This is a genomic window from Ruminococcus sp. OA3, assembly GCF_022440845.1.
Taxonomy (GTDB): domain Bacteria; phylum Bacillota; class Clostridia; order Lachnospirales; family Lachnospiraceae; genus Ruminococcus_G.
On the sequence record NZ_JAKNTO010000001.1, the window covers coordinates 2,561,104 to 2,574,743 of the forward strand.

Consider the following 13,640-nt stretch of genomic DNA (forward strand, 5'->3'; position numbering starts at 1 on the left):
TAATCATGAAAATAATTGTTTGTGTAAAACAGGTACCAGATACCTCCGGCAAACTCGCAGTAAATCCTGACGGAACACTGAACCGGGCTTCCATGGAGACGATCACAAATCCTGATGACCTGAATGCTGTTGAGGCAGCACTGAAATTAAAAGACGAGACAGGCTGCGAAGTGATCGCAGTGACAATGGGCCCGCCACCTGCAGAAGGAATGCTGCGTGAGATCATGGCCCGCGGAGCAGATAAAGGAGTACTGATCTCTGCGCGTGAGTTCGGCGGATCCGATACATATGCAACATCCCAGATCATCGCAGCAGCGATCGAACATATGGGTCTTGAGAAAGACGATATTGTATTCTGCGGACGTCAGGCGATCGACGGAGACACTGCACAGGTAGGTCCTCAGATCGCAGAGAAGCTGAATCTGCCGCAGGTAACATACGCACAGAACATCTGTAAAGACGGGGACACACTGACAGTACAGCGTGCACTGGAAGACGGATATATGACGATCAAGGTACAGACTCCGTGTATGATCACATGCATCAAAGAGCTGAACGAACCGCGTTATATGAGCATTGGCGGAATCTATGAAGCATATGAGAAGCCGATGGAAGTGTTTGATTACAACACACTGAAAGACAGCCCGCTCATCGATGTAAATAACATCGGCCTTGCAGGTTCTCCGACAAACATTCTGACATCTTTCACACCGCCACAGAAGGGGGCAGGTCAGATGCTTGAGGGCGCAGACCAGGAAACATGTGATAAACTGGCAGGAATGCTCGCTGAGAAACATATGATCTAAGAGAGGAGAAAGAGGACATGCAAAATTTCGATAGTAGTAATGTATCTGCTTTTAAGGATGTATGGGTATTCTGCGAGCAGAGAGAAGGTAAACTGATGCCGACTGACTTCGAGCTTCTGTCCGAAGGCCGTCGTCTGGCAGATGAGCTTGGAGTAAAACTGGTAGGACTTCTTCTTGGAGACAACGTAGAAGGCCTTGCAAAAGAGCTGGGTGGATACGGGGCAGACAAAGTGATCGTAGCAGATCATCAGCTGCTTGGAGTATACACAACAGACGGATATACAAAGGTAATCTGCGACATTGTAGCAGAAGAGAAACCGGAGATCTTCCTGATCGGAGCATCCAACATCGGCCGTGACCTGGGTCCGCGCTGTGCGGCACGTCTTCACACGGGACTGTGTGCAGACTGTACACACCTGGATGTAGATGTAGCAAACTATCAGGAGTTCCTGAGAAACAACTCCGTACTGCCGGAAGACAGGATCTCGAAGACGAATACAGCAAGAGTGCTGGGACAGCCTCATGATGTAGCGAAAGACCTGAAGATGACCCGTCCGGCATTCGGAGGAAACCTGATGGCGACGATCATCTGCCCGAGATTCCGTCCGTCCATGGCAACCGTAAGGCCAGGCGTGCTGAAAAAAGGTGCATTTGACGAAGCGAAGGCAAACGCAGTAGAAGTAGTAAAAGCAAATGTAGAGCTGTCAGAAGCAGATATGCAGACAGAAGTTGTAGAGGTAATAAAGGCAGCGAAGAAGCTGGTAGACCTGGTAGGAGCAGAATATGTCGTATCCGTAGGCCGTGGTATTTCTTCGAACGTAGAAGAGGGTATCAGGATCGCTCATGATCTGGCAGATGCACTCGGCGGCGTAGTGGGAGGATCCCGTGCAGCGATCGACAGCGGCTGGCTGACAGCAGACCATCAGGTAGGCCAGACTGGAAAGACAGTACATCCGAAGATCTATGTGGCACTGGGGATTTCCGGAGCGATCCAGCACAAGGCGGGAATGCAGGAATCAGAGTGCATCATCGCAGTCAACAAAAATGCGTCGGCACCGATCTTTGAGATTGCGGATTACGGTATCACCGGAGACCTGTTCAAGGTAGCCCCGATGCTGGTTGAGGCAATCAAAGCCGTGAAAGCTGCTAAATAATACAATTTGGAGGTAATGCCTAATGATGACTCGGGAAGAATACTTTGAGAGTTTAAGAAAATTAAACCTGAAAGTATATATGTTTGGAGAATTAGTAGAAAATCCGGTTGACAATCCCATCATCCGCCCGTCCCTGAATTCTATCGGGATGACATATGAGCTGGCTAACCAGCCGGAGTATGAGGATTTGATGACCGCCACTTCTTCTTTGAACGGTCAGAAGGTCAACCGCTTTACTCATCTTCATCAGAGTACGGAAGATCTTGTGAAAAAAGTTAAAATGTTACGTCTGTTGGGCCAGAAGACCGGATCCTGTTTTCAGAGATGTGTTGGTATGGATGCCAACAATGCGGTTTTCTCTACTACATATGAAATTGATGAGGCTTGCGGCACGAACTATCATGAGAATTTCAAGAACTTTTTAAATGATGTTCAGCTGAAGGACCTGGTTGTCGACGGTGCGATGACAGACCCGAAAGGTGACCGTTCCTTATCACCGAGCAAACAGGCCGACCCGGACAGTTATCTGCGCGTTGTAGAACGCCGTCCGGATGGTGTGGTTGTTCGCGGTGCGAAGGCTCATCAGACTGGTATCGTGAATTCTCACGAGGTTCTTGTCATGCCGACGATTGCAATGAAACCCGATGATAAGGATTATGCAATTTCATTTGCAGTTCCTACAGATTCGGAAGGTATCTTCATGATCTACGGGCGTCAGTCCTGTGATACCCGTAAGACGGAAAAGGGTGCTGACATTGATCTCGGTAATAAAGAGTTCGGAGGACATGAAGCGCTGGTCATCTTTGATAATGTTTTCGTTCCAAATGAGCGAATCTTTATGAATGGAGAGACTGAATTTGCCGGCATGCTGGTAGAACGCTTCTCCGGATATCATCGCCAGAGCTACGGCGGATGTAAGGTAGGTGTGGGTGACGTCCTGATCGGTGCTACGGCTCTGGCAGCAGAGTACAACGGTGCAGCTAAGGCTTCCCACGTAAAAGACAAACTGATTGAGATGACGCATCTCAATGAAACATTATTCAGCTGTGGTGTTGCCTGTTCCTGTGAAGGATGCAAGACAAAATCAGGCAACTATATTATTGACCTGCTGCTGGCGAATGTCTGCAAACAGAATATCACCCGATTTCCTTATGAGATCGTACGTCTTGCAGAGGATATCGCAGGCGGTCTGATGGTTACTCTGCCGTCTGAAAAAGATTTTAATACAGCTGAACTGAAACCATATATTGAAAAATATCTGGTTGGCGTGGAAGGTGTTTCCGTTGAGGACAGAATGAGAATTATGCGCCTGATTGAAAACATTTCTCTCGGAACAGCGGCTGTAGGATATCGCACGGAGTCTATGCACGGAGCAGGTTCTCCTCAGGCTCAGCGTATCATGATCTCACGCCAGAGCAATCTGGAACAGAAAAAGGAACTGGCAAAGAATATTGCCAACATTAAAAAAGATTGATTTTAGGAATCAAATATTGCGGCGGCTGCAACCCGGTATATGACCGGGTTGCCGCTGTAAATGAGCTGAAAGAATCTTTGAAAGACCTGGAGATTTCATTTACGCCTTACCGCGCAGAAGAAGATTATGATTTTTGTCTGCTGGTGAGGGGATGTAATCGGGATTGTGTGTCAGATAAAGAATTTTCTAATTGCAGACAGATGTTTATAGCCGTCTGCAAAGAGGATTTTTTAATAATTAAAAGTGAACTTCGCGCATATTGTCAGGCCAAAATGCGTGAAGAGTAAGGAGTAATGATATGGAATATGCATTAATTGAACAACAAGGCCATGTCTGCACGATTACAATCAATTTTCCGAAAAAATTGAATGCAGTTAGTACAGCAGTGCTGACGGATTTAGGCGAAGCATTTGACCAGGTTGAGAAAATGAAAGACGTATACTGCGTGATCTTAAAGGGCGCAGGTGAGAAAGCATTTGTCGGCGGAGCTGACATCAAAGAGATGAGCGAATTCGGATTTTATGAGGCAAGAGACTACGCGAAATTCGGTGGTGCCGTGCTTGAAAAAATTCATCAGTTCAGAGTACCGGTTATCGCAGCGATCAACGGATACTGTCTGGGCGGCGGCGTAGAAGTGGCACTTGCATGTGATATGCGTATTGCCGCTGAAAATGCAAAATTTGCATTCCCTGAAGTTTCTCTTGGCATTATGACAGGTACCGGCGGATCTCAGAGACTGCAGGCGATCGTAGGGGAAGGACGAGCAAGGGAACTGCTGCTTACCTGCGACAGAATCGGTGCGGAAGAGGCATATAGAATCGGACTTGTAAACAAAGTAGTTCCAGCTGAAAACTTAATGGAAGAAGCAATGGTAATGGCAGAAAAAGTTGCCAAAAACGGACCAATTGCAGTTGCGACAATGAAAAAAGCGATCAATGTTGCCAGCGAGACAGATTATCCGACGAGTACGGAACACATGATTCTTTCCTTTGGATCTCTGTTTACAACACAGGATGCACATGATGCTCTTTCTGCGTTTGTTAATAAAGAAAAGCTTGATCATTTCAATAACAAATAGCAGATAGGTAAAGCATTTTATGGATTGGTAAATAGGGATTAGTATTTATTCTTGCTATTGTTAAAAAAATAACGAAATAAAAAAAGGAGAGCAAACATGAGACAGTTATTATTAAGAACGGAGATTCATAAATTTGACACGTTCGAAGATTTTGCAAAGGAATTCGAAATCGGAGAAGGTGACTTATTATTCACGAATGAATTTCTGTATACGCCCAAGATGAAACCGCTGGATCTGAAATGTGATGTATACTTCCAGGAGAAATACGGAACGACGGAGCCTACAGATGAGATGTACAACGCGATCTTCAGAGACCTGAAAGGCAAAGATTACAAGAGAATCATCGCTGTCGGCGGCGGTACAGTTGTAGATATGGCAAAATGGGTGGCATCTGAGAAACCGGATGATATCGTTGATGCATATAAAGAAAACCCGACATTTAAGCCAAAACATAAAACAGAGCTGGTCATCTGCCCGACCACATGTGGAACAGGCAGTGAGGTGACAAACATCTCCATGATCTATCTGACAAAGACAAAAACGAAAAAAGGCTGTGCGAACGATGAATTATTCGCGGATTACGCAGTGCTGATTCCGGATCTTGTAAAGAGCCTGCCGTATCAGCCATTTATGTACAGTGCGATCGATGCTCTGATCCATGCAGTTGAGAGCTATGTAGGCCGCCGTCATACAGATCTGTCCAGAATGTTCGGCAGAAGAGCAATCGAGCTGATCATGAACGGATTCACACAGATGATCGAAAAAGGACCGGAATACAGAATGGAGATCATGGATGACTTCGTTCTGGGAAGCAACTATGCAGGTATCGCATTCGGCACTGCAGGGTGCAACGCTGTGCATGCGATGAGCTTCCCGCTGGGCGGTATGTTCCATGTGGCACACGGCGAATCCAATTACGAACTGTTCACGACGGTTATGAAATACTACTACAAAATGAATCCGGATGGAGATATCAGGGAAATCAACCATGTACTGGCTGAAATCCTTGGCTGCGAGACGGAAGGTGCTGAAGTTTATGATAAACTGGAAGAGGCACTCGCTGCTCTGATTCGGAGAAAACCACTGTCCGAGTACGGGGTAACAGAAGAAATCTGTGATCAGATGGCTGAACTGGTTATCGCAGAACAGCAGAGACTGATGACAAATACTTATGTAGAGATGGACAAAGAAGCAGTTAAGAGTCTGTACCTGCAGGTTTTGAATGATTAATTGATAAATGACAACTGCATATGAAGATATTGAGGGAGCTCTGAGAAGGGCTGAGAGGAGACTGTGCGTCTCGACCTTGTAACCTGATGTGGATAATGCCAACGTAGGGAAATATTTCAGCGTATAGTTCAATTTGACTGTAAGGGATATATTACCTGCGTAATATATCCCTTATTTCATGATTTGGACCGCAGAAAATGCGGCATAGGAGGAAATATGAACGATACGACACAAATGAATGCAGCAAGAAACGGAATTATTACAGATGCGATGAAGGGTGTTGCCGAATACGAACGAATGGATGCAGAACTGATCAGGGAGCTGACCGCAAAAGGGCAGATTGCAATCCCGGCAAATAAGAACCATACTTGTCTGAAACCGTACGGTATCGGGAATATGCTGAGGACAAAGATCAATGTCAATCTGGGTACGTCGAAAGACTGCCTGGATATGGATGTGGAGCTGGAAAAGGTGATGGAGGCCGTGAAAATGGGAGCTGAATCCATCATGGACCTGAGTTCATTCGGTGATACAAGAAAATTCCGAAGAAAACTGACAGCTGAGTGCCCGGCCATTATTGGCACGGTTCCTATCTATGACGCTGTTGTCTATTATAATAAAGCCTTAAGGGAAATTACTTCTGATGAGTGGATTGACATTGTCCGCATGCATGCCGAGGACGGAGTGGATTTTATGACCATTCACTGTGGGATTAACCGTGCTACCGCAGAACGTTTTAAAAAATCAAAACGCCATACCAATATTGTATCCAGAGGGGGATCCATTATCTTTGCATGGATGGAACTGACGGGAAATGAGAATCCATTTTTTGAACGGTTTGATGAGCTGCTGGAGATCTGCCGCCAATATGACGTGACGCTGAGCCTCGGCGACGCCTGCCGGCCTGGCAGCATTGAGGATGCAGGTGATGTATCCCAGATTGAAGAACTTGTAACACTGGGCGAACTGACGACCCGGGCATGGGAAAAAGATGTTCAGGTGATCATCGAAGGACCGGGACACATGCCGCTCAACCAGATCCAGGCGAATATGGAAATCCAGCAGACGATCTGCAAGGGTGCACCATTCTATGTACTTGGGCCGCTCGTGACGGATGTAGCGCCGGGATATGACCATATCACTGCTGCAATCGGAGGGGCGATCGCAGCGACTTATGGAGCATCCTTCCTTTGTTATGTGACGCCTGCAGAGCATTTGCGCCTGCCTACGGTGGAAGATGTGAAAGAAGGGATCATCGCGTCTAAAATTGCAGCACATGCGGCGGATATTGCAAAAGGAATTAAAGGGGCCAGCGACTGGGATCATGATATGAGCGAGGCCAGAAGAGAGCTGGACTGGGAGCGCCAGTTTGAATTGGCAATGGATGGAGAAAAAGCCAGAAGATACCGTGCGGAGTCTACTCCTGAACGAGAAGATACCTGTACAATGTGCGGAAAAATGTGTGCAGTGCGCAATATCAATAAAATTTTACGCGGCGAGGATGTAGATATTATGGATTGATGCCGGAGGACGAATTTCATATGTTTTAGAGTTAACATTATTATTAAAATGTGTTTGAAAATGGCAAACTAAAAACTGCAGAACTCCACATAATAAAAATGTCACCTATTCTATTATGGCCGTAAAGAAAGGAGTTCTGTTTATGGAAGGAAGCGAATGTCTTGCGATAACCAGTATTCCCATGCAGAAATGGGGAGAAGTCTATCGGTTTTGTGAAGCTTTAAGAGAGGGAACGATTTTCCCCGCCCTGAATCTTCCGTTTTATGTGGCGGAGTCCGTGACAAATCCGGCGAAACAGCAGGAAGATTGCCAGGAAGTCGATCCGAGGCAGGCTGACCGGGAAACACTGATGACAAAAATCAGCGAGGTCAGCTTTGCGCTGAATGACCTGACTCTGTATCTGGATACACACTGTGAAGACAGTCAGGCGATACAACTGTTTGCAGAATGTGCTGCGCTGCGCGCTGATCTTCTGAAGATCTTCAGTGAACGGTTCTATCCGCTGACGCAGGCATGCCTTGCGAACTGCAGCTGCGAAAAAGAGTGTGAATCGGCGAACGGGATGGCCTTTTCATGGGAATGTGGCCCGGCACCGTGGGAAGGAGCGTGTATCTAATGTGGAATTATGAAAAAAGACTGCAGTTTCCCGTAAAGATTACAAAAACATGTCCGAAGACAGCACAGATGATCATCAGTCAGTACGGCGGACCGGACGGTGAGTTGTCTGCCTCGATGAGGTATCTTGCACAGCGCTATACCATGCCGGTAAAAGCGGTAGGAGGCCTTCTGACAGATATAGGAACGGAGGAGCTCGCCCACATGGAGATCATATGCGCCATGGTGTATCAGCTGACACGGGATGTTACAATCGAAGATGCCAAGACAGCGGGATTTGATGCATATTATATTGATCACACAAAGGCACTGTGGCCGCAGGCAGCGGCGGGAGTTCCATTTACAGCATTAGAATTTCAGTCGAAAGGCGATGCCATAGCAGACCTGACCGAGGATCTGGCAGCGGAACAGAAAGCCAGGACTGTGTACGATAACCTGCTCAGAATGATTACTGATCCCGAAGTGAGAGAGCCGCTTAAGTTTCTGAGAGCCAGGGAGATCGTTCATTTCCAACGGTTCGGAGAGGCGCTTGAGAATACCAAAGCTCATCTGGACAGTACGAATTATTATTATTTTAACCCTGAATTCGATAAACAATTCCTGAAGAAGTAGACCAGGACAGGACACCGGAAAGTATCTGATATTTTTGGGTGTCCTGTTTTGCTACATATAAATATTTTACAAGAATTTTGTTGAATCCTGTCACAGTGGATGGCACTCTATAGTATATCAGTGCAGTAAATACAGATAAGGCAACCTTCGTTAAAGGAGAGAATAGCATGACAGAAGAAGACTTTTTGGAAATGCTGGAAGAAATATCAGCAGAACTTCCGCCTGAGTTTTTTCAGGAGCTTAACGGAGGGATCATTATGCGTTCAGAAGCGAAACGTCATCCTGAGAGTACGGTTCCTCCGCTTTGGATCATGGGAGAATACTCACACGGGTCTCCACTTGGGCGTTACATTAACATCTACTATGGCTCTTTTCGCAATGTGTATGGGAACCTTGACAGGCAGGCGCTGAAAAAGAAAATTCGCCATACGGTGCTGCATGAGTTCAGGCACCATCTCGAATCTCTTGCGGGCGAGAAGGATCTGGAGATCGAGGACGCAGTTCATCTGTACCGTTATAAATATAAGGAGAGGCAGTAGAAAAGTCGCACAAACCTAATGTTTATGCGGCTTTTCTGTGTAGTTGCTATTTTTTGTTACTTTTTAAATAATGTTTTTCGGCCAGATTCAAGAGAGAATACAGTCCCATTGCTATGACACACAGGATAATGATTGACATGATAACCCAGTCGAGTTTAAAGAGGTATGCAGGCATTCTGAAAAGTACGGCATAAAAGATGTAAAAAGGGTCATGCAGTCAGGCATATGATGTAAAAAGACGGTTTAAGTGGCAGGTGTGTATGAAGAAAAAGGAAAACAGAGAAAATGTAATATCTCTCAGAAAACAGCTGGAAACGCAGATCATGCTTAAGATGATAAAACGTCTGGAATGGCAGAGGCTGATCACGCCGGGGGAAATGCTGAGACTGAATTCACAGATACGGGAGGACGGTCAACAGTGATGCTTCGGGCTGTGATCTATGCACGCTGCAGTACAGAGGAGGAGAGTCAAAAGCACGCGCTTCTGAAACAGGTGTCGGAGGCTGAAGAGTGTGTATGCAGGATGGGATGGGAACTTATGGACACTTATGTGGAAAGCCGTTCCGGAACCAGTACAAAAGGCAGAACTGAATATAAACGTCTTTTTGAAGAATTATCTGAAAATAAGTTTGATATCATTGTGATTAAATCGCAGGACCGGCTGGTGCGGAATACCAGGGACTGGTATCTCTTTGTCGACCGGATGGTGAAAGCAGGGAAGCAGCTGTATATGTATATGGAACAGAAGTTTTACTCTGCAGATGATGCCCTGATCACTGGTATAAAAGCCATTCTTGCGGAAGAGTACAGCCGTGAATTAAGTAAAAAGATCAATAATGCACATTATCACCGTCAAAAAAACGGGGGTGCGATAATATTGACCTCAAATACCTACGGTTATCGCAGAATGCCGGATAAGAGCATCGCAGTGATAGAAGAGGAAGCACAGATCAAGCGCAGAATGTATGAATTGTGTGCTGCCGGTTATGGAGGCAGAGCTATATCTGCGATCCTCGCAGACGAAGGTGTTCGGAACAGAAAGGGAAATCCATTTTCTGATGCAGACATTTTGAGGATGATAAAAAATCCTCTCAACAAAGGAACTGTAGTCATGAATCGGAAACACTATGATTTTGATCTGAAAAAGACAGTTACCGTACCAGTTAAGGAACAATATGTCTATGAAAATAAGGTTCCTGCAATTGTTTCGGAGGAACTGTGGGAACAGGCAAATCTGGAAATTTTAAAAAGAAAACAGGCAGCCAATGGAAGCGGGTCGTGTAGTGAGGGGAGAAACCAGGGAAAATCACCGCTGAGCAAAAAGCTATATTGTGGTTTGTGCAGAAGTCCGTATTACCGGTGTGCAAAAAGGCGCGGGCGAGATGAAGATAAGATATATGAGTGGAAATGCAGACGCTATCTGGAAAGGGGCAGACATTCAGATCAGAGACCTGAAAATCAACAGGGATGTGACAATGTTCATCTGGATGAAGAGAAACTGCTCAGTATATTGGGAAGGTACTGCATGAAAGAATACAATCTGGATAAGAAACCGGTTATTCAAAAACTTCAAAAACTGCTGGAACAGGTTCTGAGGGATGTGGATACACAGGCAATGGCAGATCAGGAAAAGCAAAAGAGACTTAATGTGGAACAGCAGATGCTGCAGATAACCGATAAGCTGCTCGAAGGGGTTTTATCTGATGCCGCTTATCAGATGAAGCAGAGAGAACTGGAAGAAAAACTGAGAGAAATACAGAATAGAATCATCAGACTGGATAGAGAACAAAAAATGTATGCTGCAGAGGGGAACAGGATCTCCCGGATTGAAAATATACTGTCAGCAGACAGCCGATTTGAGCGTGCAGCTGCAGAGGCAATGATGGAGTTTATCGACCAGATCTATGTTTACCCGGAACACATGGAGATAATTTCCGGTGATGCCAGCCGAAGGCTAAATTACGGTGTACTGTTTGACTACCCCGGACAAAAGCGTCTTGAGAGAGAAGAAGTTATCCGGATGATGAAAGAAAATCCCAATATCACGGTAAAACAGCTGGCAGAAAAACTGGGACTTAGTGTATCCGGCGCGGGTTACAGGATCAGGATTTTAAAAGAGGAGGGCCGGGTGAAGTATCGAAAGACGGGGAACAGAGGGAAGTGGGAAACGGATTAAGGAAAAATTAAGGTAGGGATTGTAGAAAAAGCACTGCAGGTATGATATTCTGTTGACATTATCAATGCGGTAGAAATGATGCCTGAAAAATATGGTACATAAGGAGAAATGTATGAAATTTGTGATTGAACACCTGTCAAAACGCTTTGACAAAAAAGAAGTTTTAAAAGACATTTCATTTTCGTTCGACAGCGGAAGAATCTATGGTCTGCTGGGGCGTAATGGTGCAGGGAAAACAACATTGTTTAATTGTGTTAACCGTGATATGAAAACGGATGGGGGCCGGTTTTTCATTGACGAAACTGACGGTGAACGCGAAGTGAGTGTAAAAGACGTAGGGTATGTACTGTCTACTCCGACGGTTCCGGAATTTTTGACAGGACGCGAATTTTTAAAGTTTTTTATGGAGATTAATCAGGGGAGCATACAGGAACCGAAGTCAATCGATGAATACTTTGATATGATGAACATTGAGCAGGAAGACAGGGATAAGCTGCTGAAGGATTATTCTCATGGTATGAAGAACAAGATGCAGATGCTGATCAATATCATTGCGCAGCCGAACATCCTGCTGCTGGATGAACCGCTGACTTCCCTTGACGTGGTCGTGGCAGAGGAGATGAAGCAGCTCCTTCGTTCACAGAAAGACGGGAGAATCATCATCTTCTCAACACATATTATGGAGCTGGCACTGGATTTGTGTGATGAGATCGTGATCTTAAATCATGGAGTGCTTGAACGGGTTGACAAGGCGGATCTGGATAATTCTGAGTTTAAGGAAAAGATCATCGCTGCGCTTAAGGAGGAATCTCATGATTAGAGTATTTCGCATATCCTTTTCATTGAAGAACACATACCGGGTAAATACCATTATTTATTCGATAAGACAGATTCCTCTTCTCGGCAAGGTACTGCCCCCAGAATTATATAAACTCCGCTTTTTCAAAATATTTGCCAGTGTGCTGTCTGCAATTTGGGAAATCATATCCACATTTCTGGGCAAATTCCTGTACCTTCTCTGCATGGTGACGGGAATCAGCGTGCTGTATGAGAATGCACCGCAGAACAGCGTCTTTCTGCATATTCTGTTTTTTTTGACGGTCATCGGAGCATACATGAATACCTATATGTTTAACCCTACGAATGACAAATACTATGCGATGATCCTTATGCGTATGAATGCCAGGGAGTATACGCTTTCTAACTACGGATACAGCATCTTAAAAGTTATTGTCGGTTTTATGCCATTTACAGTTCTGATTGGCCGGACGAGACAGGTTCCGGTCCTGCTCTGTATCCTGATTCCTTTTTTTATAGCCGGGGCAAAGATGTCGGTGGCCTGGTTTTCCCTGCGGCGCTATCAGCTTACCGGAAAATGTACGAATGAGAATCTCCCTGCCAGAGTCGGGTGGGCGGTGACAGGTATCCTGCTTGCAGCTGCCTATGGCCCTGTGTATTTTGGTTTTCCGCTTCCGGTATGGATGGTACTGGGATTGATGGTGCTGCTAACCGGAACAGGCGTCTACAGTGCTGTAAAAATTGTGGCTTTTGATGAGTACCGTGAAATGTATCAGATCCTGCTGGCGGATAAGCAAAACGGAATGGACTATAAAGAAACCATGAAGCAGGCGACGCAGGATCAGAGCAGGAAAGCGATCAGTCAGGACATATCGATCAGCAGTAAGAGAAAAGGATTTGAATATCTCAATGAGTTGTTTATCAAGCGGCACCGGAAGGTACTTTGGCGTCCCGCGGAGAGAGTGGCTGTTATTGCAGCAGGTTTTATTGCGGTGATGCTGATAGTGTTCCGGATAAAACCGGACATCATGAAGATGACAAATGAACTGCTGATGATGTTTCTGCCGTATTTTGTATTTATTATGTATATGGTCAACCGGGGAACAAGTTTTACGCAGGTTTTATTTATGAACTGTGATCACAGTATGCTGACGTATTCCTGTTATAAAGAACCGGCATCAATTTTGAAATTGTTTAGAATCCGCCTCAGAGAGATCATTAAGATCAACCTGCTGCCGGCGTCCGTCATCGGAGCTGGTCTGGCAGTGCTTTTGCATTTTTCAGGAGGAACAGATAATCCCATAAACTATGCGGTTCTGATAGTATCAATACTGGCCTTGAGTATCTTCTTTTCTGTCCATTATCTGACGTGCTACTACCTGCTGCAGCCATACAATTCCGGGACCGAGCTGAAAAGTGGTACGTATAAGATCGTGATATGGATCACATATTTTGTCTGCTTTGGATTTATGCAGCTGCGTATGAATACTCTTTTGTTTGGGATACTGGTTACAGGTTTTTGTGTCCTGTACTGCATCGCTGCATGCATCCTTGTGTTCAAACTGGCAAATAAAACATTTAAACTGAGGAATTAGGGCAGATATAAATTTCATTCTGTGCAACAATCCCCGCGGAAT

14 protein-coding genes and 1 riboswitch are annotated in these 13,640 nt (G+C 45.4%); all 14 genes read left to right on the plus strand.

Going from position 1 to position 13,640, the window contains the following annotated elements; genetic code table 11:
* Positions 1-5 precede the first annotated feature (5 nt).
* The 14 genes from acrB (at position 6) to MCG98_RS11495 (ending at position 13,598) form a co-directional block, all read left to right on the plus strand.
* Positions 6-806, plus strand: a complete 801-nt coding sequence (gene acrB, locus MCG98_RS11430; RefSeq protein ID WP_240302100.1) for an acryloyl-CoA reductase electron transfer subunit gamma — start codon at positions 6-8, stop codon at positions 804-806.
* A gap of 17 nt (positions 807-823) precedes the next feature.
* Positions 824-1,960: an acryloyl-CoA reductase electron transfer subunit beta gene (gene acrA / locus MCG98_RS11435; RefSeq protein ID WP_240302101.1), complete on the plus strand. Its 1,137-nt coding sequence runs from the start codon at positions 824-826 to the stop codon at positions 1,958-1,960.
* A 22-nt stretch (positions 1,961-1,982) separates the two neighbouring features.
* Positions 1,983-3,434 carry a 4-hydroxyphenylacetate 3-hydroxylase family protein gene (locus MCG98_RS11440; protein WP_240302103.1) on the plus strand — a complete coding sequence of 484 codons (1,452 nt, stop codon included), beginning with the start codon at positions 1,983-1,985 and terminating at the stop codon, positions 3,432-3,434.
* The gene (locus MCG98_RS11445; RefSeq protein ID WP_240302104.1) at positions 3,431-3,721 is read left to right on the plus strand and encodes a hypothetical protein; all 291 of its coding nucleotides are present in this window, start codon (positions 3,431-3,433) and stop codon (positions 3,719-3,721) included. Before MCG98_RS11440 ends, MCG98_RS11445 begins: the two co-directional genes overlap by 4 nt.
* 11 nt (positions 3,722-3,732) lie before the next feature.
* Positions 3,733-4,512 carry an enoyl-CoA hydratase-related protein gene (locus MCG98_RS11450; RefSeq protein WP_240302105.1) on the plus strand — a complete coding sequence of 260 codons (780 nt, stop codon included), beginning with the start codon at positions 3,733-3,735 and terminating at the stop codon, positions 4,510-4,512.
* A gap of 96 nt (positions 4,513-4,608) precedes the next feature.
* Positions 4,609-5,742, plus strand: a complete 1,134-nt coding sequence (locus MCG98_RS11455; protein WP_240302106.1) for a 4-hydroxybutyrate dehydrogenase — start codon at positions 4,609-4,611, stop codon at positions 5,740-5,742.
* A gap of 21 nt (positions 5,743-5,763) precedes the next feature.
* Positions 5,764-5,869: riboswitch (TPP riboswitch) on the plus strand.
* Positions 5,870-5,958: 89 nt separating this feature from the next.
* Positions 5,959-7,263 carry a phosphomethylpyrimidine synthase ThiC gene (thiC, locus tag MCG98_RS11460; protein WP_240302107.1) on the plus strand — a complete coding sequence of 435 codons (1,305 nt, stop codon included), beginning with the start codon at positions 5,959-5,961 and terminating at the stop codon, positions 7,261-7,263.
* A 142-nt stretch (positions 7,264-7,405) separates the two neighbouring features.
* A complete protein-coding gene (locus MCG98_RS11465; protein WP_240302108.1) occupies positions 7,406-7,879 on the plus strand; it encodes a spore coat protein CotJB in 474 nt (157 codons plus the stop codon).
* Entirely contained in the window at positions 7,879-8,490 is a 612-nt protein-coding gene (locus tag MCG98_RS11470) for a manganese catalase family protein (RefSeq protein WP_240302109.1), read from the plus strand. The genes MCG98_RS11465 and MCG98_RS11470 overlap by 1 nt, the downstream gene beginning before the upstream one ends.
* Before the next feature lie 167 nt (positions 8,491-8,657).
* On the plus strand, positions 8,658-9,029 hold the full coding sequence (locus tag MCG98_RS11475; RefSeq protein WP_240302110.1) for a metallopeptidase family protein: 372 nt from the start codon (positions 8,658-8,660) through the stop codon (positions 9,027-9,029).
* A gap of 260 nt (positions 9,030-9,289) precedes the next feature.
* Positions 9,290-9,451 (plus strand): hypothetical protein, encoded by a 162-nt coding sequence (locus tag MCG98_RS11480; protein ID WP_240302111.1) that lies wholly within the window; start codon positions 9,290-9,292, stop codon positions 9,449-9,451.
* The gene (locus MCG98_RS11485; protein WP_240303425.1) at positions 9,451-11,205 is read left to right on the plus strand and encodes a recombinase family protein; all 1,755 of its coding nucleotides are present in this window, start codon (positions 9,451-9,453) and stop codon (positions 11,203-11,205) included. The genes MCG98_RS11480 and MCG98_RS11485 overlap by 1 nt, the downstream gene beginning before the upstream one ends.
* Before the next feature lie 112 nt (positions 11,206-11,317).
* On the plus strand, positions 11,318-12,025 hold the full coding sequence (locus MCG98_RS11490) for an ABC transporter ATP-binding protein (protein ID WP_240302112.1): 708 nt from the start codon (positions 11,318-11,320) through the stop codon (positions 12,023-12,025).
* The gene (locus MCG98_RS11495) at positions 12,018-13,598 is read left to right on the plus strand and encodes a hypothetical protein (protein ID WP_240302113.1); all 1,581 of its coding nucleotides are present in this window, start codon (positions 12,018-12,020) and stop codon (positions 13,596-13,598) included. The genes MCG98_RS11490 and MCG98_RS11495 overlap by 8 nt, the downstream gene beginning before the upstream one ends.
* Positions 13,599-13,640: the final 42 nt, after the last annotated feature.